Origin of the sequence: Pseudomonas sp. EL_65y_Pfl1_R83 (assembly GCF_963970695.1) — a bacterium.
Classification (GTDB): Bacteria; Pseudomonadota; Gammaproteobacteria; order Pseudomonadales; family Pseudomonadaceae; genus Aquipseudomonas; species Aquipseudomonas tritici.
This window is the reverse complement of the sequence record NZ_CAXAQI010000008.1, coordinates 1-25,991: the sequence shown is the minus strand read 5'-3', so window position 1 is coordinate 25,991 and position 25,991 is coordinate 1. Positions and strand designations below refer to the sequence as shown.

The following is a 25,991-nucleotide window of genomic DNA, read 5'->3' as shown; positions in this document are numbered from 1 at the left end:
GAACGACCGCGCACCTCTACTCGTATGTGACCTGAGGGCACTTCTTGTCTACATCCAATGCGCTATCAAGTGACAAAGCAGCCACCGGTATCGTCGGTCTCGACGACATTCTTGCCGGCGGCTTGTCTCGCAGCCATTTGTTCCTGCTCGAGGGTGAGCCTGGGACCGGCAAAACCACCGTCGCCCTCCATTTTCTTCAGGACGGCGCCAAATGCGGCGAGCGATCCTTGTACATCACACTCTCGGAAACCGAGCGCGAGTTACGCCAGGGTGCCAAGTCCCATGGGTGGGACCTCGATGACAACATCCACATATTCGAGCTGACGCCGCCCGAAAGCATTCTCAACACTGATCACCAACAAAGTCTGTTGTATTCGTCCGACCTGGAATTGGGCGAAGCGACCCGGCAGATCTTCGAAGTGGTGGAACGGGTCAAGCCGACCCGCGTGGTGATCGACAGTTTGTCGGAGATCCGCTTGCTGGCGCAGAGTTCGCTGCGCTATCGCCGGCAGATCCTGGCGATCAAGCACTACTTTGTGCGCTATAACGCCACGGTCCTGTTGCTGGATGACTTGACCACCGAAGCGCTGGATAAAACCGTACACAGCGTTGCCCATGGCGTTATCCGCCTGGAAGAGCTGACCCCCGTCTACGGTGCCGAGCGGCGTCGCGTGCGCGTGGTTAAATACCGTGGGCAAAAATACCGCGGTGGCTTTCATGACTTCACCATTGCCGGCGATGGCATCCACGTATTCCCGCGACTGGTGGCCGCCGAACATCGCGCCGGCTATGTCCGTCAAACACTCACCAGCGGCATTGGCGAATTGGATGCATTGCTGGGTGGCGGCATCGAGACCGGCTCCAGCACGTTGATCCTGGGCCCAGCCGGTACTGGCAAGTCGCTGATTTCGATCCTGTTCGCTGCTGCCGCCGTGTCGCGTGGAGAGAAAGCCGCGCTGTTTATTTTCGATGAAGAACTCAGCCTGCTGTTCGAACGCATGCGGCAGTTGAACATCGATCTTCCGGCACTGCAGGCAACCGGCAATCTTTTCATTGAGCAGGTGGATGCCGCCGAGCTGTCACCGGGTGAGTTTTCTCACCGCGTGCGGCGCTGCGTGGACGAGCGCGGCATCAAGACGGTGGTGATCGACAGCGTCAACGGTTTCCAGGCCGCCATGCCGGAAGAGAACTCGCTGATCCTGCACATGCACGAACTGTTGCTTTACCTCAACCGGCGCGGTGCCGCGACCTTCATGACCGTTGCCCAGCACGGCCTGGTCGGTGACATGCAGGCGCCCGTCGACCTCACTTACCTGGCAGACACGGTGATCCTGTTGCGTTACTTCGAGGCACTCGGCAAAGTCCGACGGGCTATTTCCGTGATCAAGAAACGTACCGGTACCCACGAGTCGACCATCCGTGAGTACCGCATCGGTGCGGGCGGCGTGGCCGTTGGTGCCCCACTCGAGTCGTTCCAGGGCGTATTGCGCGGGGTGCCGACTTATATGGGGAGTGAAGCCCCGCTGCTCGTGGACCCGTCAGAGTGAGTACGCAGTTACCGGTATCCGAGCGAGCAATCATTCTTGCGCCGATGGGACGTGATAGCGTACTCGCGTCAATGATGCTTAAAGAAGCGGGGTATGGCAGCCTGATTGCCAGCGACTTGCCACGACTGTGCGAGGCGCTGGAGCAAGGCGCCGGCCTGCTGATCGTGGCCGTCGAAGCCTTGCGTGGTGTTGACCTCAATGCGTTGCTTGAATGCCTGCGTCGCCAGCCGCCCTGGTCCGATTTGCCCATCGTGCTGATGACTCACCATGGCGGCAAGGAGCAAAGCGGCTCGTCTCACCTGAGCAATTTGCTTGGCAACGTGACCTTTCTGGAACGACCGTTTCACCCCTCCACACTGATCAGCTTGGTCACTACTGCCGTGCGCAGCCGGCGCCGGCAGTATGAGGCGCGCGACCGCCTGGTTGACTTAAGTGAGAGCGAACTGCGCCTGCAACGTACGTTGGCAACCCTGGAGCAGCAGGTCGAAGAACGCACCCTGCAGCTGCGAAGCAACGAGGAAGCCCTGCGCCAATCCCAGAAAATGGAAGCCGTTGGCCAGCTCACCGGCGGTATCGCGCACGACTTCAACAACATGTTGACTGGGATCATCGGCAGCCTGGAAATGCTGCGAAGGCGTATTTCCCGGGGCAAATTGGACGACCTGGACAGCCTCATCGATCTAGGCGTGACCTCCGCTAACCGTGCAGCGAGCCTTACCCATCGGCTGCTAGCGTTTTCGCGCCGGCAATCACTTGACTCCAAGCCCGTGGAGATCAACCAACTGGTGACCTCGATGGGTGAGTTGCTCAAACGCAGCATCAACGAAAGTATCACGCTGGACATGCAATTCACCCACGAACCGTGGACCGCCGAGGCCGACCCCAATCAGTTGGAAAACGCCCTGCTCAACCTGGTGATCAATGCCCGTGACGCGATGCCCAACGGTGGCCGCCTGACCGTGGAGACCACTAACCGCCACCTCGATAGTGTATTCACCGCCGCCTACGGCACCCTGCTGCCCGGTGACTACGTTGAACTGCGCGTCAGCGACACGGGCTGTGGCATTTCGGAAAGTGTGATCGGCCGCGTGTTCGACCCATTTTTCACGACCAAGCCCATCGGCCAGGGCACGGGACTGGGTTTATCGATGATCTACGGGTTTGCCCGCCAGTCGCGTGGCCATGTGATCATCCATAGCCAAGTGGGCGAAGGCACGACGGTCAGTCTGTTTCTGCCACGGTTCATCGGTGACGTCGTCGCCGAGGTGGCGGCTGACCCAGCGCTTCTGCCTTGCGCCAATGCGGGCGAAACGGTGCTGATTGTCGAGGACGACCCCGCCGTGCGCGTGCTGGTCAGTACGGTACTCAAAGAGTTGGGTTATGGCTATGTCGAAGCGGGTGACGCCAACACGGCGGTGCCGATCATCGAGTCGGAGCAACGTATTGACTTGATGATCAGCGACGTTGGCCTGCCCGGCATGAATGGCCGCCAACTGGCGGAAATCGGCCGGCAGATCCGCCCGGATCTCAAGGTGCTGTTCATCACCGGTTACGCCGAGCATGCGGCGGTGCGTGGCGGTTTCCTTGATCCCGGGATGCAGTTGATCACCAAGCCGTTCACCTTTGATCTGTTGACGGCGAAGGTCCGGGAGATGATCAAGCAGTCAGTCGAGATGACGGACCACTGACAAGCAACTGTCACCCGTCCTGCATTACTTGGTAATTGGTCGGCAGGGTAGTCGTGGAATCATTTAGTTCCTTCGGTACACAAACAGGTAGGAAACCCTCGCAGAACGACGCTGCGAACCTATTCGACAGTCCCGACTGAGAACGCACTGATGACCCTGTCTGCACACCTCTCCACGCCGTCGCTTGCCCATTTTGTCCCACTTGCCCCCCCGCTTATCCAAGCACCGCGCATGTCGCTGTCGGCTCTGCAAACCGACGCTTCTGTGCAGCCGCCAAGCGTTGATGGTGACCATCAACTGGCCGAGCTGTATGCCAATAGCTTGCGCACTCACAGTGATAAGCCCCGGTCTATCGGCGATCAGCCGATTGGGCCGATTCCGCCTGATTCGACGTTCGGGCAATGGCGCCAACAGCTAAGCGCCCTCCTCCAGTCCCCGGACCTCAAGGAATGGGCGCAGAAGAATCGGATCGACCTTTCAAAACCCATCTCATTGTTCCCGCCGCAAGGCAATACCCCGGGGTTTGCAGTGCTCAGGGTCAAGCCTCTTGCTGGTGCCCGGAGCCAGTCGGTGACGTCCAAGTATTTCGGCAGTTTCGTCGGGGACAGGAGCCACGCATTGCCCCTGTCTTGGCCGCTTATCATGCAGGCAGCTACTGTTCTGGCGAACGGTCAAACCTACATATTCGCCCCCAGGGGCGACATGGCGCAGGTGAAGGAGGCGGCGGCGTTTTATGGCGAAGCCCTGCCAACAACCGTTGACGCTGCAAACGACCGTGCTGTGCAGTTGGAGCAGCTGAAAGTTTTCGAAGGTAGCGCGCACTTGAATCACGAAGATGCGCTCGAACACCAAAAGCGAGAGAGGGGGGATATCAATAACCGACACACATTTAACAACCAGATCATTAATCGAGTGTTGGCTGCATTTTCCCCCTTACATCTGGACGCTCAGGAGAAGGCCCAATTACCGACCGGTTCTGTGGGTTACATGACGCCAGATCAACTCGCGGCCAGGGTCAAAAATGATCTGGAAACGATCCTGGGTGTCATCACCCTGCCTATCGATCCACACTCGTCCTACCCTCGCGAGCAGGGCTTGGAGACTGGCAGCACTATCAGCCTCAAGCGCTTTATTGAGGACAATGGTTGGATGATGCCCACCAACCTCGCTGAGTTGCGCAACCTCGCCACCAGCACCACTGCCGCCACCTCCCTGTCGCCGCCGCATGGCAATCTTGGCGGCGCACTGTCCTGGCCGCTACCACCGAGCCATCAAGATCAGCTGAGCAGTTACCAACCGCTTGCGATGCTGCCAGGCGCCAAATACGGCCTATTCAGGCAATTGACCAGCAAGTTGGCCCTGGATCAATCGACGCTGGCCCAGCCCCGCAGGGTTATCGAGAGCATCATCAACTCGGCTGAAGGGCAGCGGGTGGGCACGTCACTTGAAGCCAAATTCGCAGGCCTCTCGAGCGAAACCAGTGTTGCCGATTGGCTGTTGACGGCACTGCAATTGTCCCTGGATCAGGAAACCTTGCTGGACCGCTCTGGCGCCCCCAGTCGTAATAAGGTTGCCGGTTTCGACCTGGCGCATTCCGAGCACGTCGGCAAACATCCTTCAACGGTTGTGACGGCGCTGTCCGCTCATCTGGAAGGCAAGCAAAAAGCCACTGCGGAACTGGCTCCTGTGGCCGCTTACTTGTTGTTATCACGCCGGGCGCCGGCTTACCTGGTGAAGGACATTCCCGCCGGCGTCACCTGCGGCTCCCACTCCTGGGTCAGCCTTGAGGTCGCAGTGGCACGCCTGGAAGCCAAGGCACCGGGGTCGACTGCGCTTATGACGTATGCGCAAGTGATCAATCTTGCGGAACGGGCACCCATTACCGTTGAAGATCGAGTGGTCGCGGCCTCAGCGCAACAGGCTGCGCTCATGGATTGGGGCGTCGCCAATGGCGTCATCGCCGTCAACGCCAAGGATGAGTACACCGCGCTCCAGGTGGACAGCGTACGCAAGGCCTACAACGCACAACTTGAAGAGTTGAGCGCCGGGTCTCAGGCGTTCTCCCGTGAAATGCCAACGCGTCGCGCATTGGCGCTCGGGGCCGTGAAAAAGGCACTGGGTGAAGGCATCGACTTTGAAAAGCAGAGCCTTGAGGCGGTGACTAAGGGCCGAGATGACGTAGGCCCGCATTCGGTCGTGGATATTTACATGAACGGGGGATTCACCGGGGCACTTGGCCGGGGCTGGACGTCCAACGACCCCAGCGTGCCCATTAACCGCCTGAACGCTGTAAAGGACCTGCCCGATATCAATGTGGTATTCGCCAAAGCGTTTGCGGTTTATGCCGCGCAGATGGAGAAGGCAATGGGCGCACAGGTGAAGCACCTGATCGCTACCCTGCCCCTCGAAGCGCGTAAGAATATTGAGCAAGGCACGCTTGAAACCTTCAAACAGGTGGAGGTGAGCACTGACAATTACGGAGGAACCAAAAGACGCCCGTTGACCAACCGGACCGGCCTGCTGATCCGAACCGAACGCCAGGGCGTTGTTACCGTATATGAAATCAACCTGGAGAAAAATACGCTCAGTGAGCGCGATGATTTGAAAAACGTGGTTCCGGGAGCATTGGTGGAGGAATACCGAGCGGGCCTTTCACGTTCTGAGTACCCCAAGGTGCTGCCAAAGGGAAACCACGCGGCGACGGTCAGGGATGAAACCGCCTCCGACGGTATCCCCAACAGTTTCAACAGTGACCGCACCGCCTATATTGCCGACGCCCTGATGAGCCACGCGGATATACGCTCATTCGAAGATCAAGCCAGGGGCCAGACTACCTTCGATACGCGTCTGCCTTGGTACAAGCATGCCAGCGCGTTCCTCGTGAACTTTCTTCCGGTGTATCCAGCGATCAAAAGCTTCCAGGCCGGGGACATCGGTGCGGGAATCGTCGACTTGGCATTTGATGCCTTCGGTTTCATGGTCGGTCTGGGCGCTGCCGCCAAAGCCGCCAAGGGCGTGCAAGCGGGGGTGTCATCCCTGAATACGCTGGGCAGGCTTACGAAAGTATTCGGGCGCACAGCGATGTCTACGCTCAACCCCCTCGACGCCTTCGCAAATCTGGTGGCCCTACCCCTCAAAGGCCTGCAAAAAGGCGCTGTCGGCGGTTACAAACTCTTGGCCGGCAGCACTGACAGTTACGAACTGCTCAAGGCCGGTAAAAACGTCGACGCTTCGTCTTACGGCACATTCAAGTTCGACAACGACTTCTTGGAGGGGCCTGCGGCTCTAAAGCAAGACAAGTGGTACGCCTATAACCCCTTTACACAACAGGCTTATGGTCCGCCACTGAAAGACTTTTTACCGGCTGCACGCATCGAGGTGGATCATTTCGGAGCGTGGTCCAGAGCATCAGACCCCACCAAGCGCATTGATGAGGCCATGGTCAAGAAATGGAAGCGCGTTGTCGGTGAACATCGCAGCGGCCCAGAAAAAACCAGGTTTGATAATGGCTACACGTTGGGTGACCCGAAGATCGTTGAGAAACTCTCCAGCACCTCATCCATTGAAGACATTATGCGTCTGGCCACTAAACAGGGCATGACAGCGGAACAGATAGGGGTTCTCGTCCGACGCTACGATGACATCACCTACGGGGTCGGCAAGAGCAGCTCCACGCGTTTTATAAACAGCGTAGAGCCCCGATTCGGTAACGTCGTGCCTGTGCCTCAAGTGGTGTATTTCAGTCAGACCGCGCAATTGTCAGACGGGCAGTGCGCCGCCCTTTCGCGCGCCATGGCAACCGCCATGGCGTACGGCAAGGAAAAAACGCTGATCAAAAACCTGTATACCGCTGCTGCCTTCCCGGCTGATCCGGCTTCTCGCAGATTTATCGAGAGGTTACGCAAGCTTCAGGTTCAGGTCGGCGGTGAAACGTCTTTCCATGCGGGCATGCCCATTCGACAGGTGTCCTATCAAAACATGGTCAAGGAATTGGACGCGGCTACCGCATCAAAATCCCTCATGATTGACTCGCCCAACCATGCAATGGCGGCCGGCGTCCGAATCGAAAACGGGCAAAAGAGCTTTTACTTTTATGACCCGAATCTCGGCGTCGCCACCTTTCCCAGCGCAGACGCAATGGAAGCGGGCTTGAAAAAGGTTTTTCATGACAAAAAACTGGGGCCGCACTATAAAACGCACAGCACAGACGCCAATAAGCTGGAGTTCAAGGTCTTCGATCATGACGATGCCTGGCAGGCCAGGAACAGTGTGTTCTCAGCAGACTTCAAAACGCTGTATGAAGACCCGATTATCCCCTCCGGAGTGCCCCGTAGCCTCTCCCACCTTGAGTTGAAAAAGAACTGGGAGGTACTTCATACCCATCCGGCCAACAAGGGTTTGATCTGTTACAGGGCGGCCCTGCGCGTAGGGCAAGCCGAGAGAACACTCTCAACCAAGGTGTATGACGCTGTTCTGGCTAGGATGGATACCTTGGCGGCCACCAATTATTCGCCAAGTTACCTGGACATCATGGGCATCAAGCCCGACAACTTGAAAACCACTTTCAACGCCGCCGACATCAAGGAGTCCGGGCTTATCAACTTCAAGCATGCCAATGACGGTGGGGATTTCGGCCACACGGTTTATGTTCAGAAGACCAAACACAATGAATTATTTCTGTTCAATACCAATAGTCCGGACTTGGACGTGGCAATGATCCGCCATGGCAACCCACCGCAGGTCAGCGGCGGTATGACGGTATACCACCTCGATAAAGCCAACGGTAAAGGCCTTCAAGCGTTCCTCGACGGGTTCGATGGAAAGCAGGGCTGGCAATTCGCGTTTACACCCGCCAGTGTGCTCAATGCGAACGTGCAGAAACTATCCCATTAACCACTGAAATGCGCGGCGCGCGCCGTGCCCTTAAGCCAACAACCGCTGGATATGCGCTTGCAGCGTATCCAGGTCGAACGGCTTGGCCAGGATCGGCGCGTTGCGTGTGATGGGGCTGTTGCAGTCGAGAATTTCCTGTGGGTAACCGCTGATGAAGATCACTTTCAGCTCGGGTCGCAGCTTCATCGCGGGTTCGGCGATCTGCACCCCGGAAATCCCACCAGGCAGGCGGTAGTCGGTCACCATAAGGTCCAGGTGCGGCTTGGTTGCCAGGATTTCGAAGGCCTGCTCCCCATCGATGGCCTTCAATACCCGATAGCCGAGGCCGGCCAGGTACTCGCCCAGCACAAACATAATGGATTCGTCGTCCTCTACGATCAGAACGACATCTTGCGCATCTTCACTCATGGGAAGCCTTTGTCCGGTCAATTGCTGCAATTACGACCATGGGGTCACGCAGAGGTTGCGTCAAGGTGACGATTGATTTCATGCCAATGCCTCAAGGGGCAAACACACCCGAAACAAGGCACCCTCGCCTATCTGGCTCTCGACCTCGATAGTGCCGCCATGGGCTGCAACGATCTGCTCGGAAATGAACAGCCCAAGGCCGAGGCCCGCGGCGACTTGGCTGGCAGACACACGCTCGAACTGCTGGAAAATCCGCTTCTGGTTGTCTTCACTGATACCGATCCCGTGATCACGCACTTCCACGCGAGCTTCGCCGTGTTCGCTGTACACGCGCACCTCCACCGGGCTCTTGGCCCCATAGCGCAAAGCGTTGGTCAGCAGATTGGTGACCACCTGCTCGATGCGGAACTCGTCCCAGTTGCCTTCCACGGGGCCGTCGACGATCAGTTCCATGGAAGAGCCCGCCGCCGCCACTTGGGGGCCGAAGCTCTCTACCAGGTTGCTCACACGCTGCGCCAGGTCGAAACGCGCCGGGCGTATCGACAACTTGCCGGTACGGATGCGCGACACATCGAGCATGTCTTCAATCAGGCGAATCAGGCTCTGGATCTGGCGCTCGTCGCGGTCGACCATGGCGTGCATCTTGTCCAGGGTGAATGCGGCGGCGTTATCCCGGGCAAGGTGCATCTTGCGCAGTTGGGTCTCGAGGATCAGGCCATTGAGAGGCGTGCGCACTTCGTGGGCGACGATTGACATGAAGTCGTCACGCATACGGACCGCCTGCTCTAGCTCGGCCTGTGTGGCCTGCAGGCGCGACAGCAACAGTTCTTGCTCGCGACGGCTGCGCTCAAGCGCTTCTACCTGAAGTTTCACTGCTTTGCTTTGGCGGTACAGGTCAACGAACACATTGACCTTGCTCTTGACCGCATGGATATCCAGCGGCTTGTGCAGGAAGTCCACGGCGCCGCTTTCGTAGCCCTTGAAGGCGTAATTGAGCTCACGGCCGGCAGCACTGACAAACACAATCGGGATGTTCTTGGTCTTTTCGGTGCCGCGCATCAATTCGGCCAGCTCGAAACCATTCATGCCGGGCATCTGCACATCGAGAATCGCCAGGGCGAACTCGTGCTCCAGCAACAGGGACAAGGCCTCGTCAGCGCTCAACGCCTTGAACACCTGCCGGTCCTCGCGCTTGATCAGCGCTTCGAGGGCCAGCAGGTTTTCCGGCAGATCGTCGACGATCAGCAGTTTGGCCTCGACAGTACTTAACATGGGGAATATTCCAGGGAAGCCAGCAGTGAGCCAATCCGGCTCAACGTTAGAATGTGGTCGGGTGTGTGCAGCGCCAGCGCTGCACGGGGCATGACAGCAATGCGAGCTTCAGTGGGTTCTTGCACCACAGTCGTGCCACCTTGCTGCTTGACATGGGCCAGGCCCCGGGCGCCGTCATGGTTGGCGCCGGTCAACAGGATAGCCATCAAGCCTTTGCCGTAGGCATCGGCGGCCGATTCAAACAGGAAATCAATCGCCGGTCGCGAGTGGTGCACACGGTCTTCCTGGCTCAGGGACAGGCTGCGATCCTGCTCCACCGACAGGTGGTAGCCGGACCCGGCGAAGTACAGGGTGCCGGGCTCGAGCATTTCCTTGTCACGGGCCTCCACCACTCGCATGGCAACACGCCGGTCGAACACCTCGGCCAATTGGCTGCGGCGTTCATCCGGCAAGTGCAGCACGGTGATGATCGGCAAGCCGAAATCCGCTGGCAATTCGCTGAAGACCGTCAGCAAGGCTTCCACGCCACCGGCAGACGCACCGATGACGATAGCCTCTATGCCCCGGACCGATGCCGGGCTCGCAGCCGCTTGATTCATAGTTTTCGGTAGATCCGTTCCTGTTTGACCAGAGGCTCGAACTGCTTGCCATACGCGGAGAAATCCAGGGTTTCCTTACTGCCCAGCACCAGAAAGCCGCGATGGCACAGCGACTCATGGAACAATCCAAACGCGCGATCTTGCAACTTTTTATTGAAGTAAATTAACACGTTACGACACGAAATTAATTGAGTTTCTGAGAATACACTGTCAGTCGCCAGGCTGTGGTCGGCGAACGTGACATTCTCGCGCAACGTCTTATCGAAGATCGCGTAATCGTAGGCTGCCGTGTAGTAGTCGGCAAATGAACGTTGCCCGCCCGCCTGCTGATAGTTGGCCGTGTAGGCCCGCACGTTTTCCAGGGAGAAAATGCCTTGCTTGGCCTTATCCAGCGACGCCGGGTTGATATCCGTGGCGTAGATGATCGTACGCTCCAGCAAACCCTCTTCACGCAGCAGGATGGCCATGGAGTACACCTCCTCGCCCGTGCTGCAGCCGGCGATCCAGATCTTGATCGACGGGTAGGTCTTGAGCAACGGCACCACTTCCTGGCGGATCGCCAGGAAGTGCGACGGGTCGCGAAACATCTCGCTCACCGGGATCGTCAGAAATTGCAGCAACTGCATGAACGCCGCCGGATCGTGCAGCACACGCTCCTGCAAGGCGGAAATGGTCGCACAGTCGAACTGGCGCAACGCGTGGGCCACGCGGCGCTTGACCGACGCACCGGAGTAGTCGCGAAAGTCGTAGCTGTACTTGAGGTAAATCGCCTCAATCAACAGGCGCAACTCGATGTCACTGCTTGTTTCCAAAAAACGTCGCTCCACTTAAATGCGTTCCATCTTCGGTAGCCACACGCGAATCAAAGAAAACAGGCGGTCCAGGTCAATCGGCTTGGCCAGGTAATCGTTGGAGCCGGCGGCCAGGCAGCGTTCCTGATCGTCCTTCATCGCCTTGGCCGTCACTGCGATGATTGGCAACTTCTTCCAGCGTGGGTCCTGGCGGATTAAGGCGGTAGCCTCGTAACCGTCCATTTCCGGCATCATCACGTCCATCAACACCAGATCGATATCCTCGACTTCGTTGAGTTTGTCGATGGCTTCACGGCCATTGCGCCCAATGACCACCACGGCGCCCTTGTGCTCCAGGGCGCTGGTCAGGGCGAAGATGTTGCGCACATCGTCGTCCACCAAGAGGACCTTGCGCCCCTCGAAGACCTTGTCGCGGCTGCGCGCAGTCTTGAGCATCTTTTGGCGATCATGGGACAGCTGGGACTCGACTTTGTGCAGAAAGAGTGTGACCTCATCCAGCAGGCGTTCCGGCGAGCGCGCCCCCTTGATGATGATCGAGCGCGAATACTTGCGCAGTTCGGCCTCTTCATCGCGGGTCAGGTTGCGCCCGGTGTAGACGATCACCGGCGGGAACGAGCAGATATCCTCAGTGGCCATGCGCTTGAGCAGCTCGTTACCGAGCATGTCGGGCAGCTTGAGATCGATGATCATACAGTCGTAGACATGGTTGCGCAGCAGGTCGAGGGCCTCCTGGGCGAAGCCAACGGCGGTGATCTCGATGTCATCGTCGCCGATCAGGCGGGCAATGCTGTCGCGCTGCAGGTCATCGTCTTCCACCAGCAGTACGCGTTTGACCTTCTGGGTCAGCTTGGCTTCCAGGCGGGCAAAGACGTCCTTGAGCTCTTCGCGGGTGGTGGGTTTGACGGCATAACCGATGGCGCCCATGTGCATGGCCGCCTCGACGCGGTCTTCCACGGAAATTACATGCACCGGGATATGGCGGGTGTTGGCGTGTTCTTTAAGGCGTTGCAGCACGGTCAGCCCGGAATGGTCCGGCAGGCGCATATCCAGCAGGATCGCGTCAGGGATGTACGCTTCGGCCAGGCTGTAGCCTTCGTCTGCGCCATGGGCCACCAGGCAGTTATAACCAAGCTCGTGGGCCAGGTCGAACAGGATGCGGGCGAAGTTCGGCTCGTCTTCCACCACGAGGATGCAGCGCGCGGTGAAGGGGGCCTTGTCGCGATCGTCGGCGAAACGCGGGATCTGCTTGGCATCGGCCACCGGCAGCGGTGACACCTTGACCGGCACTGGCGCAGGCACCACTACTGCTTGGCGTGGTTGTTCGATCGGTGCCGCGTCTGCTTCGCGCTCTACATACTGCTCTGGCACTACCAGCGTAAAGACACTGCCCTTGCCTGGCTCGCTGGTCACACTGATGTAACCGCCCAACAGGGTGGCCAGGTCGCGGGAAATTGACAGCCCGAGGCCGGTGCCTCCATAACGACGGTTGGTGGTGCCGTCGGCCTGCCGGAAGGCTTCGAAAATGCTTTCCTGGTGGTCCGGGGCGATACCGATGCCGGAATCGCGCACCGTGAAAGCAATGCCCTCCCCTGGTGCCCGGGACACCGACAGGCTGACCTCGCCTTGCTCGGTAAACTTGAGCGCGTTGGACAGCAGGTTTTTCAGAATCTGCTCCAGGCGCTGGCGGTCGGTAAACAGCAGGGTCGGCGTACCTTCCTGCACGTCCACCTGGAAACCCAGTTTACGATCAGCCGCCAGCGGCTCGAACATCCCGCGCAGGCCGTCTACAAGGCGCGCCACGCTGGAGGTTTCCGGGCGCACTTCCAGCTTGCCGGCTTCGACCTTGGAGATGTCCAGGATGTCGTTGATCAGGTTGAGCAAGTCATTGCCGGCGGAATAGATCGACTCGGCAAATTTGACCTGCTCAGCACTGAGGTTTTCCTGGGGGTTCTCGGCCAGCAACTTGGCCAGGATAAGCGAGCTGTTCAGCGGTGTGCGCAGCTCGTGGGACATATTGGCGAGGAATTCAGATTTGTACTTGCTGGAGCGCTGCAGCTCTTCGGCGCGATCTTCCAGTGCGAGTTGGGCTTGGTTGAGCTCGATATTCTTGCGGTCCATGGCGTCGCGTTGTTCGGCGAGGGTTTCGGTTTGCTCGGCCAGTTGCTCGTTGGTCTGCTCCAGCTCGGCCTGTTGGGTTTCCAGGTGGGCCTGGGACTCCTTGAGGATGCGCGACTGCTCTTCCAGTTCTTCGTTGGCGGTCTTGAGCTCTTCCTGCTGCACTTGCAGCTCTTCATTGAGCTGCTGGGTCTCGGCCAGCACTTCCTGCAGGCGTTGACGATACCGAGCGGTCTCGATGGAGGTGCCGATATTGCTGGAGATCAGCTCCAGCAGCTCTTCGTCACGCTCTTCCAATGGGCGCAGGAAACCCAGCTCAACTACCCCGTTGACCCGCTCGTCATTGTTGGTCGGCACCACCAGCACGCTGCGGGTAGCGCCCTCGCCCAGGCCGGAGCTGACTTTGAAATAATCCACCGGCACGTCGTCCAGGCGAATCAGGCGATCCAGATGGGCAGCCTGCCCGACGATGCCTTCATCGCTGTAGATGGCCTGCTCCCGTTGCTCTTGCTCGCGGGAGAAACCGTAAGTGGCCACGCGCTTGAGGCCGCCGTGTTCTTCGCGCACGTACAACGCGCCCACGGCCGAGCCCATGTACTGGGCAAAGAATTGCAGGATATTGCGGCCAAGCATGTTCACGGTGAGTTGGCCGAGGACCTGTTCAGCCAGTTCGGTCTGGCCATTGCGCAACCAGGCTTGCCGTTCCAGGCGTCGTGCGATCTTCTGTTGCGACGCAAGGTTTTCGCTGTAACTGTCTGATAATGAAACAAGATTCTTACGGCCGATATAAGCCAGGAAGCCGCTTAACCCCAACACGAAGGCCAAGTACAGGGTGACACTGATCACCGTTGTACGGGTGACATCTTCATTACGGGCGATGCGGAACTGCTGCTCCATCGCCACCGCGTCGTCATATTCCTTGCGGATTTCGTCAGTCAGGCGCTTGCCGCGCCCGGCCTTGATCGCACCGCGGTAGTCGCCGCTCGCGCGCTGCAGATCAATCATCGCCTGGGCATAGTTGTTCCACTCGGCCTGCAATGCTTCCAGGCGTTTGAGACGGTCCACCTGCTGCGGATTGTCCGCCACCAGCGCCTGCAAATTGTGCAGGTCGGCGAGGATTCGCGGCTTGGCCACTTCGTAGGGGTCGAGGAAATGCTCGTCACCGGTGATCAGGAAGCCGCGCATGCCGGTTTCCAGGTCCACCGTCAGCTTGGACGATTCATTCAGGTTATTGATAACCCGATCGGTGTGTTCCACCCACTGGATCACCGACAACAGGTAGGTGATCAGCACGACGAAAAACACTGCACTGAGCACACCCACACCCAGGGGCAGTGCAACGTTTCGGCTCAGGAGGTTACGAAAGCTCTTTTCATCGACGGACGACGCGGGAGTCATGGAAATGCCTTGGCCAAAGGTGGAAAAACCGGGAGTTTGCCGCAAAGTGGCGGGCAAGACTATTTTTCTAGAACGGTTTTGTACAGATTCCTGCGAAGGAACCCGCTATTCTCTCTAGTCTTTCCTATCGCATTGTTTTTACGGCCAGCGGGAACTTGTCATGAGTGCCCGCTTACTCAAGGAAGAGGCCTGTCAGAACGGCCGCGTGTAAACCCTCGCCTTTTTTGGGAATTCGATTATGTCTGCAGTCACCTCCACCATTCTTGTCGTCGAAGACGATGCCATCGTGCGCATGCTCATCGTCGATGTCTTGGAGGAGTTGGAATTCAGTGTGGTAGAGGCGGCCGATGCCGAAGAGGCGCTGGCACTGGTGCAAAACACTGACCAGGTGATCGACCTGATGATGACCGACGTTGGCCTGCCAGACATGGATGGCAAGCAACTGGCGACCAAGGTCCGCGAACTGCGCCCTGCCCTGCCAATCCTGTTCGCCAGCGGCTATGCCGAGAATATCGACGTGTCTGCAGGCATGCAGGTCATCGCCAAGCCATTTTCCATCGATCAACTGCGCGACAAAGTCAAATCGATGTTGCCTGCGCTGTAATCCCGGCTTGTCTTCAGTGCCGCCTTCATGGGCGGCATTTTTGCGTCAGATGCTCAGAGATTAACGTGACCTTCGACTAATAAAACCGGAAACTCAGCGTTTCTCCGCGCCAACCCTACTCATTCTTCAAAACGCACTCACGAAGGACGCAACAACATGATTGGAAAACCGACGCGCCTGCTGTTGGCGAGCCTCTCGATACTCATGAGTACCGGCGCCTGGGCTGACTTCACGGCAACACCGAGTGAGGCCCGGGCGATTGCCAAGGAAGCCTACCTGTATGGCTACCCGGTGGTGGAGATGTACAAGACGCTCTATACCCAGGCTGTTGATCAAGGCGGCGCCAACTTCAAGGCGCCGATCAACCGACTGGGGCATTCCGCCCAAGTGCTCAGCCCGAAACACACCACGCAGGCCAAGGCGAACCCTGACACGCCCTATTCCTTCGTCTGGATGGACCTGCGCAGGGAGCCGATGGTGCTGACGTTGCCCGGGATTGAGGACGATCGCTATTACTCGGTGCAGTTGATCGACCTTTATAGCCAGAACATTGCGTACCTGGGCACTCGCAGCACCGGCAACCATGGCGGCCACTACATGGTCGCGGGTCCTGATTGGAAGGGCCAGCAGCCTGTGGATGTGGACCGGGTGATCTACAGCGAAAGCAATCTGGTCTACGCGCTCTACCGCACGCAGTTGTTTGATGAAAAAGACCTGAACAAGGTCAAGCAAATCCAGAACGGCTACAAGGTGCAGCCGCTGAGCGGCTATGTGAAGCAAGCCGCACCGGCCAAGGTGGCAAAGATCGAGTGGCCCAAGCCCACGGCGGCCATGACAGACAGCCCGCAACTGTTTCGCTACCTGAACTTTATGCTCGCCTACGCCAAACCTCAGGACAGCGAGAAAGACCTGCTGGCCCGCTTTGCCACCATCGGCATCGCGCCTGGCGCGCCCTTCAAGGTCAGCCAACTCAGCGCGGAACAACGCAAAGCCCTGCAACAAGGCATCGCAGATGGCAAAGCCGAGTTTGCAGCATTCAAGAAAGACAAGCTCGACACCCTTCAGGTCACCAGTGGCGAACTGCATGGCAGCCGTGATCGCCTGAAAAACAACTACCTCTACCGCTACGCCGGCGCTATCCAGCGTTTGTTCGGCAATTCGGCTGAAGAAGTCACCTACATGACTTACTCCGTCGATAGCGAAGGCAAACCGGCCAACGGTGCGCGTCATAGCTACACCGTCCACTTTGCCAAAGACCAACTGCCACCGGCCGATGCGTTCTGGTCGCTGACGATGTATGAAGCCAAGAACGGGCAACTGGTGCCCAACCACAAGAAACGCTACCTGATCAATTCACGGATGCTGCCCAACCTCAAGCGCGACGCCGACGGCGGCGTGACACTGGCGCTGCAACACCACGAGCCGCCGAAGGCTGAACAGAGCAATTGGCTGCCCGCGCCGCCCGCGCCCTTCTACGCGGTACTGCGCATTTACCTGCCCAAGCCGGAAGCGGTTAATGGCCAATGGAAGCTCCCACCCCTGACACCCCTGAAGTAGCAGCGACTGGCCGCCAGTTGTGACCACAACGAGCCGGCCAGGGCGAATGGGCTTCATTCAGTTAGCTGAAGTCCGAGAGAAAACCCGCGTATTCATCGGGTTGCGTAATCTTGCTGGCACAGCCCGCCAGTCCAAGCGAAGCGACACACAGCACGGTAATGACTTGCCTTAATCTCATTATTGAACTCCTGGCGGTCGGCGTTGGAACATTGAGCTGTAGGTATAGCCCCGCTCCAATCACCTGCCGTTCAGCCGCGTTCGCGAGGAATCAGGCTCTGCAACTGCGACGCCAGGAAGTTCGCGTCAAAGCCGAACGTGTCCGGGTCTTTAAGGCCATTGGTCTTCTTCCACAGCCAATCGTTTTTATCCGCAGGCAACACCAGGGAAACGCTGCCATGCCGCGCGGCAGTCAACCCCATGACGGAGACGGAGATCAACCCACCCACCCCCATCACATCCGGCACGAACTCCACCGGTTTGCCGGTGATCTGTACGGTCAGTTTCTCGGTCTTGAAGGTCGACGTCTCCACCGGGATGCTTGGGCCACTGGCCACGTAAGGCTCACGGTGCACTTCAAGCAACCCCACCGTTTTCACCGGTTCCAGCCATTGCTCGATCTGCCCGAACAACGCGTCGAGTTTTTGCGCCCAGCGGGCCGACTGCACGTCGAACTGCTGTTTTTTATGCGTTTCGCTATCGGCGTAATGACGAAGCATCTCGCCCAGTTGCTGTACATCGTCCATTGCGGATCTCCTCCGGTGAGCCAGGTTGCGAAGTTCAATCATGGCAGATGCGGTGGCCGGCCGCGCGACTAACGCCGGCAAAACAACGAAGTGCAGTGGCCGGCGTGTCTGACTTAACGGTCAGCACCTCGCCATTCCCATTGGGCATGAGCCGTACTGACGCCAAGGGCTTGGAATTCCTGGGCCACAGACTGCAGGCATATTGGCAACTGATCCGCTGCAATGAGGTGCCTCTGAGTCTGTTTTGTTTTAACCACGCTTCCTACAGTGCCGCCACGTGGAACCGTGGGAGGACTGAGCATGAGCACAGCAACAATCGGACAGGCCTATAACTATAAAGTCGTCCGCCAATTCGCTATCGCCACCATCGTCTGGGGCGTGGTCGGCATGGCCATGGGTGTGTGGATCGCCTCGCAACTGGTCTGGCCGGAAATGAACCTGGATTTACCCTGGACCACCTTTGGCCGCTTGCGCCCTTTGCACACCAGCCTGGTGATCTTCGGCTTTGCCGGCAGCGCGCAGTTTGCCGCCAGCTATTACGCGGTACAGCGTACCTGCCAGGTGCGGTTATTTTCCGACCGCCTCGCCGCGTTTACCTTTTGGGGTTGGCAGTCGGTGATCGTGATCATGTTAATCAGCCTGCCGCTGGGCTACACCACCACCAAGGAGTACGCCGAGATCGAGTTCTCCGGCGCAGTGTGGATGACCGTGGTGTGGGTGGCCTATGCCATTGTGTTTTTCACCACCGTGGTGCGGCGCTTAACCAAACACATCTATGTGGGCAACTGGTTTTTCGGCGCATTCATTTTGGTGATCGCCATGCTGCACGTGGTCAACCACCTGGCGATCCCGGTGGACTGGTTCAAGTCATACCCGGTGTATTCCGGGGCGACGGATGCCATGGTGCAGTGGTGGTATGGGCATAACGCCGTAGGGTTTTTCCTGACGACTGGCTTTTTGGGGATGATGTATTACTTCGTACCGAAACAAGTCGGACGGCCGGTGTACTCCTATCGCTTGTCCATCGTGCACTTCTGGGCGCTGATCACCCTGTATATCTGGGCCGGGCCGCACCATTTGCACTACACCGCCCTGCCGGACTGGGCACAGTCCTTGGGCATGGCAATGTCGCTGATTCTGCTGGCGCCGAGCTGGGGCGGGATGATCAACGGCATGATGACGTTGTCGGATGCCTGGCATAAGTTGCGCACCGACCCGATCCTGCGCTTCCTGGTGTTGTCCCTGGCGTTCTACGGCATGTCGACCTTCGAAGGGCCGATGATGGCGATCAAGACCGTCAACGCCCTCTCCCACTACACCGACTGGACCATCGGCCACGTGCACGCCGGAGCGCTGGGCTGGGTGGCGATGATCACCTTCGGCTCGCTGTATCACATGATCCCCAAGGTATTCGGCCGCGAGCAGATGCACAGCGTGGCGCTGATCAACCTGCATTTTTGGCTGGCAACCATTGGCACCGTGCTGTACATCGCCTCGATGTGGGTCAACGGCATTACCCAGGGCCTGATGTGGCGGGCCATCAACGATGACGGCACCCTCACTTACTCGTTTGTCGAAGCCTTGCAGGCCAGTCATCCGGGGTTTGTGGTGCGGTTTGCCGGTGGCGTGTTCTTTCTCACCGGGATGGTGTTGATGGCCTACAACACCTGGCGCACGGTACGCGTCGCGGACTTGAAGCTGGCCCAGCTTGATGCGCGGATCGCCTGATATGTGGGGCTTGCTGATGGTGGTGTGCCTGTATGGCGCGGTGGAGTACTGCTTGCGCGGTCAGTCGGACAAGAGCCTGGACGACGCCAGCTTGATGCCTTTCGCCGATGACCCGGAGGCGGCGCGGCGCGTGGAGCAGGCGACTGGCAAGCAGATCAACGCGGTGGCGCCGCAAGAGGCCAAGCCGGGCTGGGTCAACCAGAACATGTGAAACTGCACCGGTCATTTCGCGGACAACTGCGTATGACTATGCAGGCGTCAATGCGTAAGGTGAAGCGACTTTCCGTGTCAGGAGCATCGCATGCGCACCATCGGCCTTATCGGCGGCATGAGCTGGGAGTCCAGCGCCGAGTACTACCGCCTCATCAACCAACGCGTGCGCGACACGCTCGGCCCGTTGCGCTCGGCGCAACTGTTGATGTACAGCGTGGATTTCGGCCCAGTGGAACAGGCCCAACACGCCGGCCGCTGGGACGACGCCGCGCTGATCCTCGAAGAGGCCGCGCGCCGGTTGCAGGCGGGCGGTGCTGAATGTGTAGTGCTGTGTACCAACACTATGCATTTGGTGGCGCCACGTATTGAAGCTGCGGTGTCGATTCCGTTCCTGCATATTGCCGATGCGGCGGGCGCGGCGGCCGTGGAAGCTGGCACGCTGACGGTCGGGCTGCTCGGCACCGCGTTCACCATGGAGCAGGATTTCCTCACGTCGCGCCTGGCCGCCCAGGGTTTGACCGTGCTGGTGCCTGAGGCGGACGAGCGCCAGGCCGTGCACCGGATCATCTATGAGCAATTGTGTGTTGGCGTGATCAGTGATGCGTCACGCAAGGTTTACCAAGGCGTGATCGAGTCCCTGGCCGCACGTGGCGCCCAGGCGATCATCCTCGGCTGCACGGAAATCAGCCTGCTGATCAAGCCCGAACACAGCGACCTGCCGTTGCTGGACACCACCGAGCTGCATGCAGCCGCTGCGGTGGCGTTTGCCTTAGGGAATTAAGCCGACTTGCGCAGACGCGCCATGCTCACGGTGTCGACAAGTTTGCCGTCGCGCAGGGCGTAATCGCGCAATACGCCTTCGACCTCGAAGCCGAACTTACGGTACAGCCCTTGCGCCGCTTCGTTGTCGGCGTACACGGTAAGTTCTACTCGGCGCAGGTTCATCCAGTTGTCGGCGACGTCCAACGCGGCAGTCAACAACAGGGAGCCAACCCCCTTGCCCTGCCACGCCGTCGCGACGCCCATGCCGAAGGACCCAACGTGGGCCCGGCGGACACGCAGGTACTGCTCAAGACCCAGCTGGCCGATCACTTCACCCCCATGCACCGCCACTAACTGTAGCCGGCGCTCATTGTCCTGGACCAGCTTGTTACGCCACGCCTCGACCGACTGGAAAGGCATTTGCAGCACCTGACGGCATACAGCCGGTTCGTTATAGAGCGCAGCGACGCCTTCAAGGTGGGCCTCGGTGAAGCGCTGGATGACGATATGGGGTTCAGGTGTGTGCATTGCGTTTCATCCTTTGAAAAACACGTGGCCGGTCAGTGTAGGGGCCAAGCCTGCCCGATGGCTAGGGCGCCGGCGTGGTCGACCACAATGCTGGCCAATCCCCCGAAGCGACCCCGGTGCAGCGCGGCATGATGTGAAACTCGCTGAGCTGGAAACGCTCGCCGTCAAACACCCAGGAGCCTGCGCCACCACAATCACCGATTCCACGCTGCTTGTAGAAATAACTCAGGGTGCCGGAGGCTTCGTCATACCACACCGAGCCTTGCAGCGCGGCGCCATCCAGGGGCAACGGTTGCACATTGAGAGGCGTTTCTGCGTAGGGCGCTTGTCGCTGGCGGCTGTTGACGTCGTACTCACAGTTGTAGGCCGCACAGTCGTACCTCACCACGGTCATCGCTTGCTGCGCCGTCAAGGCACCTGCTTGTGCTTCAGAGTCCCCCTCGTCGGGCGTGGCCGCCTTCAACGCGACCGCTACCAGGCCCGCCTGCTCCTGCGCGTTTAACGGCGGCGGTGACACAAATGTGCGCAGCACCGGCGTCGGCAGGCGTGGCGACACCTCATTGGCCGCGCCCTTACCGGGTCGGGCCAGCGCCGTCACGTTATGCACGCGCCCCTGCACCGCATCCATCAACAACAGCGAAGCACTCAGCCCGCTCAATGACACATGCGCGTGCTCATCGCCTGGCAACTGCAGTTGCTGACCGTTGCGCAAACGCTGTAACCAGCGCCGTGCCGAAGCGTCCTCAATCACCCCATAGGACTGCACCTCGGGATCCCCGCCCTGATCGTCCAACTCAACGTGCAAATCGCAGATCAACGCCAGGCCCAGCGGCTGACCGTCCAGCAGCAAGGTGGAAAGGTCCACGGGTTCACCACGGTGATCCAAGCGCAGGCGCAGATACCCCTGCGGACCGGTTTGGTGCCAGAGGTGCAACGTCAGCGAGCTGTAGTCCTCTTCATCAACGCCGCTGGGTGCGCTGAGGGCATGGCAGTTGCGCACGTTGTCGCAACCGACCACCCATTCCTTGATTTCTCGCAGCAGTGGCACGGTTTCCGAGGGGGCTTGTGCGAAGGCTGGAGCGGTGGCGCCGGTCAGTATCATGGCCAGGAGTGCGGGGCGCAGCATGGGGACTCTCCGTGTCGAAAAGACGCGAATTATCCCATGTAGGAGGCGTTACGTCAGTGCCGGGAAGCGGTGCGCCACACCCGCGCGATGTCTGCCGCCCGCTCGGTTAACAGGCGCGGCGCCTCACTGCACGCCCGCTCCAGGCTCATCGGCCCGGAAGGCAAGGCGAATGCGGCGTCCACGCCGTGGGCGTACATCTGCTCGTAGCCATCGCCCAAGGTGCCGGCGATCACGATAACGGGCACGTTGTGCTGCCGGGCGATCCGCGCCACGCCGAACGGCGTCTTGCCGCGCAGGGTCTGGGCGTCGAAACGGCCTTCGCCGGTAATCACCAGGTCGGCGCCACGTACGGCTGCGTCCAGGCCAACCAGGTCGGCAACCACGTCCACGCCGGCACGGAACTGTGCACCCAGGAACGCTTTGGCGGCAAAGCCCAGGCCGCCGGCGGCGCCGCTGCCGGGTTCGTCGCGCACGTCTTTGGGCAGCACTTTGGCGCAGTGGTCGGCAAAGTGACCGAGGGCGGCGTCCAGCTGTTGGACTTGCTGGGGATTGGCGCCTTTTTGCGGGCCGAAAATCGCAGACGCCCCCTGGGGACCGCACAGAGGATTGTTCACGTCGGCGGCAATTTCAAAGCGTACCTGGGCCAGGCGTGGGTCGAGTTGTTCAAGGTTAATCTGCGCCAGACCGGACAGCGCCAAGCCACCCGGCGCCAAGGCGTGTTCCTCAGCGTCAAACAGTTGCACACCCAGGGCCTGCATCGCACCGGCGCCACCGTCGTTGGTGGCACTGCCGCCAATCGCCAGGATGATGCGCTGGGCGCCGAGGTCCAGCGCAGCGCGGATCAGTTCGCCGGTGCCGTAGGTGCTGCTGGAGCACGCATCGCGCTGGCCTGGCGGTACCAACTGCAGGCCGCTGGCTTCAGCCATTTCGATGATCGCGGTATGGCTATCGGCCAGCCAGCCCCAGCGCGCCTCAACCGTGCCACCCAGCGGGCCTTTCACGCGTTGGCGACGCAGTTCGCCATTACAGGCCGCAAGCACCGAATCCACCGTGCCTTCACCGCCATCCGCCATCGGGCACTGGATCAACTGTGCATTCGGCCAGACCTGAGCCAACCCGGCCGCAATGGCCAGGGCGACGCCCTCGGCACTCAGGCTGTCCTTGAACGAGTCGGGGGCGATGATGATTTTCATGGGCTTTCTCCGGTTTTTATAACGCCCATGCTGCCAGTTGGCACCGCCGCTGACGCCAGTCCAATGCACAAGTACGGATGCGCTTTGTTGTTCATTGCGACAAAGCCTGGGGCAGCAGCTGCACGCCCAGATAGAGCGCGAGCATGCCGTCGAGGGTCAGCGGGTCGACACCACTGAGTTCGGCGATGCGCTCCATGCGGTAACGCAGGCTGTTGCGGTGAATGCCCAGCGCATCGGCACAGGCCTGGCTTTGCCCGTCGTGTTCGCACCAACTGCGCAGCGTTGCCAGCAGTTGGCCGTTGCTGTCCTTGGCGAGGACTTTGCGCAACGGGTTGAGCAACTCATCGAGCGCATCATCATTTCGATGGCGCCAGAGCATCACCGGCAGGCGATAACGGTTGAGCGTCAGCAAGCGCGACTGCGGCAATACATCGCGACCATAGGCGAGCAGGTCACCCACGCGTCGATAGCAGCGGCGCAACCCAGCCAGCCCGTCCGCTTGCCCGCCAACGGCCACACGGAGGATATTCCAGCCCAGCCCTTCGAGTTTTTCCAGCAAGCGAGGATTATCGACCTGTACCGACGCCGGCCGGCACCACAGCAATGAGTATTGCGCCGAGCTGACGCACCAGCTGTCCGGATAACGCGAGGTCAGCCAGGCACTCAAGGCCTCTGCCGATTGCCCCGCGCCCAGCTCAAACAGATATGGCGTGCGCGCCAGCTGCGGTTTTAGGCCCAACTGTTGGGCTTCATCCACCAGGCGCGGCGAGTCGCCGGTTTCGGCCAACAGTAAGGCGAGCAAGTCATCACAACGCTGACGACGCCATTGCTGTTCGGCCTGCTGGTGGCGGTGGCTCACCAACATTTCGGCGGTCATGCGCACCAGTTCGGCGTAGGTGCGCAGGCCTTCCGGTTCGCCGGTAATGCCCAGCACGCCAATCAGGCGCTGGTCGTGCATCAGCGGCAGGTTGATGCCCGGTTGCACGCCCTTGAGGTGCTTGGCGGTCTGACCATCGATTTCCACCACGCGGCCATTGGCGAGCACCAGTTGCGCGCCTTCATGGCGGGTGTTGATACGCTCAGGCTCACCGCTGCCGAGAATCAGGCCCTGGCTGTCCATGACGTTGACGTTGTAGGGCAGAATCGCCATGGTCCGATCGACGATATTCTGCGCCAAGTCATGATCCAGCTCGAACATGGGGCTAAATTCCTTAGAAAGCGGGTTGTACATAGGCACAGCGCAAAGCAGGGTTGGCTGTGCGCAAGCACAAAGACAGCAGCCTGCCAGGTGGCCGAGACTCTTTGGGCGATCAACGTTACCCTCGCGTCGCGAAAAATCATAATAAAGAGAGAACGCCATGTCACAGAGCGCCGCTACCGCACTGGCCACCGATGACGATAAAAACGCCATCTACAAACGCATCACCCTGCGCCTGATCCCCTTCATTTTCATCTGCTACCTGTTCAATTACCTCGACCGGGTAAACGTTGGCTTTGCCAAATTGCAGATGCTTGATGCCTTGAAATTCAGCGAAACCGTGTACGGCCTCGGCGCCGGGATCTTCTTTATCGGCTACGTGCTGTGTGGCGTACCGAGCAACCTGGCGTTGACCAGGTTCGGTCCGCGCCGCTGGATTGCATTGATGATGATCGTCTGGGGCACACTGTCCACTTGCCTGCTGTTCGTCACCACGCCGACGCATTTCTACACCCTGCGCCTGTTTACCGGTGCGGCTGAAGCCGGCTTCTTCCCCGGTGTTGTGCTGTACCTCTCGCAGTGGTTCCCGACGTTCCGCCGTGGGCGGATCATGGCGCTGTTCATGTCGGCGATCCCGGTCTCCGGCTTGCTCGGCAGCCCGTTCTCCGGCTGGATCCTCAACCACTTCGCCGCTGGCCAAGGTGGTCTTGCGGGCTGGCAGTGGATGTTTCTGTTGCAGGGTATTCCGACCGTGATCCTGGGCGCCCTCGCCTACTTCCTGCTCAGCGACAGCTTTGCCAACGCCACGTGGCTCAAGCCCCACGAGCGGGCGGTGCTGGAAGCCGACCAGGCCACCGACCTAGCGAACACACCCAAAACCACCACCGACTCCTTGGCTGAGGTATTCAAGAATCCGGCGATCTGGGCGTTCGGCCTGATCTACTTCTGCATCCAGAGCGGCGTGTACGCCATCAATTTCTGGCTGCCGTCGATCATCAAGAGCCTGGGCTTCAGCGATAACCTGGTGATCGGCTGGCTCAGCGCCATTCCGTACCTGCTGGCGGCGGTGTTCATGTTGCTGGTGGGGCGCTCTGCGGACCTGCGCAAAGAGCGGCGCTGGCACTTGGTGGTGCCAATGTTGATGGGCGCGATCGGCCTGGTGATTGCGGTGAATTTCGCCACCACCCCGGCGATTGCGATTCTCGGCCTGACCATCGCCACCATGGGCGCCCTCACCGGTCTGCCGATGTTCTGGCCGGTGCCGACCGCCATGCTCAGTGCGGGCGCGGCGGCGGGCGGGTTGGCGTTGATCAACTCCATGGGCCAGATGGCTGGCTTTCTCAGCCCTTATATCGTTGGGTTTGTGAAGGATGCCACCGGGTCTACGGACATGGCGCTGTACCTGCTGGCGGCGGTGATTGTTGCAGGTAGTGTGTTGGCGTTGCGGATGACGCGAACCCTGAAGGCTTAATGCAGTCCGTGTGGGAGGCCCCACTACATCTTCGACGTAGCGCTGTCGCGCATCAAACTGGTTCATCGTAAGGTTATAGAACGCGTGCGGGGCAAAGGCCGTAGCCAGCACTGGTGTGTCAGCACCCGAGTGGGAG

19 protein-coding genes and 1 pseudogene are annotated in these 25,991 nt (G+C 59.5%); 9 read left to right on the top strand and 11 right to left on the bottom strand.

The window, feature by feature from the left end; genetic code table 11:
* The first annotated feature begins 44 nt into the window (after window positions 1–44).
* The 3 genes from AACY08_RS13535 (at window position 45) to AACY08_RS13525 (ending at window position 8,128) form a co-directional block, all read left to right on the top strand.
* On the top strand, window positions 45–1,547 hold the full coding sequence (locus AACY08_RS13535; protein WP_339469856.1) for an ATPase domain-containing protein: 1,503 nt from the start codon (window positions 45–47) through the stop codon (window positions 1,545–1,547).
* A gap of 44 nt (window positions 1,548–1,591) precedes the next feature.
* On the top strand, window positions 1,592–3,235 hold the full coding sequence (locus tag AACY08_RS13530; RefSeq protein ID WP_445262028.1) for a response regulator: 1,644 nt from the start codon (window positions 1,592–1,594) through the stop codon (window positions 3,233–3,235).
* A gap of 231 nt (window positions 3,236–3,466) precedes the next feature.
* Window positions 3,467–8,128, top strand: a complete 4,662-nt coding sequence (locus tag AACY08_RS13525) for a hypothetical protein (protein WP_339469854.1) — start codon at window positions 3,467–3,469, stop codon at window positions 8,126–8,128.
* A gap of 30 nt (window positions 8,129–8,158) precedes the next feature.
* On the opposite strand, the gene AACY08_RS13520 is transcribed toward AACY08_RS13525, so the two are convergent.
* The 5 genes from AACY08_RS13520 to AACY08_RS13500 form a co-directional block, all read right to left on the bottom strand.
* Window positions 8,159–8,536, bottom strand: coding sequence for a response regulator (locus tag AACY08_RS13520; RefSeq protein WP_339469853.1), 378 nt, complete (start codon window positions 8,534–8,536; stop codon window positions 8,159–8,161).
* 78 nt (window positions 8,537–8,614) lie between these two features.
* Complete coding sequence (locus tag AACY08_RS13515; RefSeq protein WP_339469851.1) at window positions 8,615–9,808, bottom strand: hybrid sensor histidine kinase/response regulator; 1,194 nt, start codon at window positions 9,806–9,808, stop codon at window positions 8,615–8,617.
* Window positions 9,802–10,407 (bottom strand): chemotaxis protein CheB, encoded by a 606-nt coding sequence (locus AACY08_RS13510; RefSeq protein WP_339469850.1) that lies wholly within the window; start codon window positions 10,405–10,407, stop codon window positions 9,802–9,804. Before AACY08_RS13510 ends, AACY08_RS13515 begins: the two co-directional genes overlap by 7 nt.
* Window positions 10,404–11,234 (bottom strand): CheR family methyltransferase, encoded by an 831-nt coding sequence (locus AACY08_RS13505; protein WP_445261444.1) that lies wholly within the window; start codon window positions 11,232–11,234, stop codon window positions 10,404–10,406. The genes AACY08_RS13510 and AACY08_RS13505 overlap by 4 nt, the downstream gene beginning before the upstream one ends.
* Complete coding sequence (locus tag AACY08_RS13500; protein ID WP_339469848.1) at window positions 11,235–14,732, bottom strand: response regulator; 3,498 nt, start codon at window positions 14,730–14,732, stop codon at window positions 11,235–11,237.
* Between the two features lie 238 nt (window positions 14,733–14,970).
* On the opposite strand from AACY08_RS13500, the gene AACY08_RS13495 reads away from it, so the two are divergent.
* On the top strand, window positions 14,971–15,336 hold the full coding sequence (locus AACY08_RS13495) for a response regulator (RefSeq protein ID WP_339469847.1): 366 nt from the start codon (window positions 14,971–14,973) through the stop codon (window positions 15,334–15,336).
* A 156-nt stretch (window positions 15,337–15,492) separates the two neighbouring features.
* Window positions 15,493–16,893: a DUF1254 domain-containing protein gene (locus tag AACY08_RS13490; protein ID WP_339469846.1), complete on the top strand. Its 1,401-nt coding sequence runs from the start codon at window positions 15,493–15,495 to the stop codon at window positions 16,891–16,893.
* A 64-nt stretch (window positions 16,894–16,957) separates the two neighbouring features.
* Here AACY08_RS13490 and AACY08_RS13485 read toward each other — a convergent pair.
* Both AACY08_RS13485 and AACY08_RS13480 read right to left on the bottom strand, forming a co-directional pair.
* Window positions 16,958–17,071, bottom strand: a pseudogene (locus tag AACY08_RS13485) (DUF3313 domain-containing protein); the annotation flags it as partial.
* A gap of 70 nt (window positions 17,072–17,141) precedes the next feature.
* Window positions 17,142–17,636, bottom strand: coding sequence for a hypothetical protein (locus AACY08_RS13480; RefSeq protein ID WP_339469845.1), 495 nt, complete (start codon window positions 17,634–17,636; stop codon window positions 17,142–17,144).
* A 300-nt stretch (window positions 17,637–17,936) separates the two neighbouring features.
* On the opposite strand from AACY08_RS13480, the gene ccoN reads away from it, so the two are divergent.
* From ccoN to AACY08_RS13465, 3 genes are all read left to right on the top strand, one after another.
* Entirely contained in the window at window positions 17,937–19,364 is a 1,428-nt protein-coding gene (gene ccoN / locus AACY08_RS13475) for a cytochrome-c oxidase, cbb3-type subunit I (RefSeq protein WP_339469844.1), read from the top strand.
* 1 nt (window position 19,365) lies between these two features.
* On the top strand, window positions 19,366–19,575 hold the full coding sequence (locus tag AACY08_RS13470; protein ID WP_339470045.1) for a cbb3-type cytochrome c oxidase subunit 3: 210 nt from the start codon (window positions 19,366–19,368) through the stop codon (window positions 19,573–19,575).
* A gap of 90 nt (window positions 19,576–19,665) precedes the next feature.
* Complete coding sequence (locus AACY08_RS13465) at window positions 19,666–20,358, top strand: aspartate/glutamate racemase family protein (protein WP_339427510.1); 693 nt, start codon at window positions 19,666–19,668, stop codon at window positions 20,356–20,358.
* Here AACY08_RS13465 and AACY08_RS13460 read toward each other — a convergent pair.
* The 4 genes from AACY08_RS13460 to AACY08_RS13445 all read right to left on the bottom strand — a co-directional run bounded on the left by AACY08_RS13460 (window position 20,355) and on the right by AACY08_RS13445 (window position 24,384).
* On the bottom strand, window positions 20,355–20,867 hold the full coding sequence (locus tag AACY08_RS13460) for a GNAT family N-acetyltransferase (RefSeq protein ID WP_339469843.1): 513 nt from the start codon (window positions 20,865–20,867) through the stop codon (window positions 20,355–20,357). The genes AACY08_RS13465 and AACY08_RS13460 overlap by 4 nt on opposite strands.
* 61 nt (window positions 20,868–20,928) lie before the next feature.
* Window positions 20,929–21,993, bottom strand: coding sequence for a DUF1176 domain-containing protein (locus AACY08_RS13455; RefSeq protein WP_339469842.1), 1,065 nt, complete (start codon window positions 21,991–21,993; stop codon window positions 20,929–20,931).
* Window positions 21,994–22,046: 53 nt separating this feature from the next.
* Window positions 22,047–23,186 carry a glycerate kinase gene (locus AACY08_RS13450; RefSeq protein ID WP_339469841.1) on the bottom strand — a complete coding sequence of 380 codons (1,140 nt, stop codon included), beginning with the start codon at window positions 23,184–23,186 and terminating at the stop codon, window positions 22,047–22,049.
* Window positions 23,187–23,277: 91 nt separating this feature from the next.
* Complete coding sequence (locus tag AACY08_RS13445) at window positions 23,278–24,384, bottom strand: sugar diacid recognition domain-containing protein (RefSeq protein WP_339469840.1); 1,107 nt, start codon at window positions 24,382–24,384, stop codon at window positions 23,278–23,280.
* A gap of 160 nt (window positions 24,385–24,544) precedes the next feature.
* Between AACY08_RS13445 and AACY08_RS13440 the strand changes: the two genes are divergently transcribed.
* Entirely contained in the window at window positions 24,545–25,855 is a 1,311-nt protein-coding gene (locus AACY08_RS13440) for an MFS transporter (RefSeq protein WP_339469839.1), read from the top strand.
* Window positions 25,856–25,991: the final 136 nt, after the last annotated feature.

Excerpts from the sequence above, each read along its gene's own strand:
- AACY08_RS13530 (WP_445262028.1), top strand. The coding sequence starts at position 1,592 with ATGGGACGTGATAGCGTACTCGCGTCAATGATGCTTAAAGAAGCGGGG.
- AACY08_RS13525 (WP_339469854.1), top strand. The coding sequence starts at position 3,467 with ATGTCGCTGTCGGCTCTGCAAACCGACGCTTCTGTGCAGCCGCCAAGC.
- AACY08_RS13520 (WP_339469853.1), bottom strand. The coding sequence starts at position 8,536 with ATGAGTGAAGATGCGCAAGATGTCGTTCTGATCGTAGAGGACGACGAA.
- AACY08_RS13515 (WP_339469851.1), bottom strand. The coding sequence starts at position 9,808 with ATGTTAAGTACTGTCGAGGCCAAACTGCTGATCGTCGACGATCTGCCG.
- AACY08_RS13510 (WP_339469850.1), bottom strand. The coding sequence starts at position 10,407 with ATGAATCAAGCGGCTGCGAGCCCGGCATCGGTCCGGGGCATAGAGGCT.
- AACY08_RS13500 (WP_339469848.1), bottom strand. The coding sequence starts at position 14,732 with ATGACTCCCGCGTCGTCCGTCGATGAAAAGAGCTTTCGTAACCTCCTG.
- AACY08_RS13495 (WP_339469847.1), top strand. The coding sequence starts at position 14,971 with ATGTCTGCAGTCACCTCCACCATTCTTGTCGTCGAAGACGATGCCATC.
- AACY08_RS13490 (WP_339469846.1), top strand. The coding sequence starts at position 15,493 with ATGATTGGAAAACCGACGCGCCTGCTGTTGGCGAGCCTCTCGATACTC.
- AACY08_RS13480 (WP_339469845.1), bottom strand. The coding sequence starts at position 17,636 with ATGGACGATGTACAGCAACTGGGCGAGATGCTTCGTCATTACGCCGAT.
- ccoN (WP_339469844.1), top strand. The coding sequence starts at position 17,937 with ATGAGCACAGCAACAATCGGACAGGCCTATAACTATAAAGTCGTCCGC.
- AACY08_RS13470 (WP_339470045.1), top strand. The coding sequence starts at position 19,366 with ATGTGGGGCTTGCTGATGGTGGTGTGCCTGTATGGCGCGGTGGAGTAC.
- AACY08_RS13465 (WP_339427510.1), top strand. The coding sequence starts at position 19,666 with ATGCGCACCATCGGCCTTATCGGCGGCATGAGCTGGGAGTCCAGCGCC.
- AACY08_RS13460 (WP_339469843.1), bottom strand. The coding sequence starts at position 20,867 with ATGCACACACCTGAACCCCATATCGTCATCCAGCGCTTCACCGAGGCC.
- AACY08_RS13455 (WP_339469842.1), bottom strand. The coding sequence starts at position 21,993 with ATGCTGCGCCCCGCACTCCTGGCCATGATACTGACCGGCGCCACCGCT.
- AACY08_RS13450 (WP_339469841.1), bottom strand. The coding sequence starts at position 23,186 with ATGAAAATCATCATCGCCCCCGACTCGTTCAAGGACAGCCTGAGTGCC.
- AACY08_RS13445 (WP_339469840.1), bottom strand. The coding sequence starts at position 24,384 with ATGTTCGAGCTGGATCATGACTTGGCGCAGAATATCGTCGATCGGACC.
- AACY08_RS13440 (WP_339469839.1), top strand. The coding sequence starts at position 24,545 with ATGTCACAGAGCGCCGCTACCGCACTGGCCACCGATGACGATAAAAAC.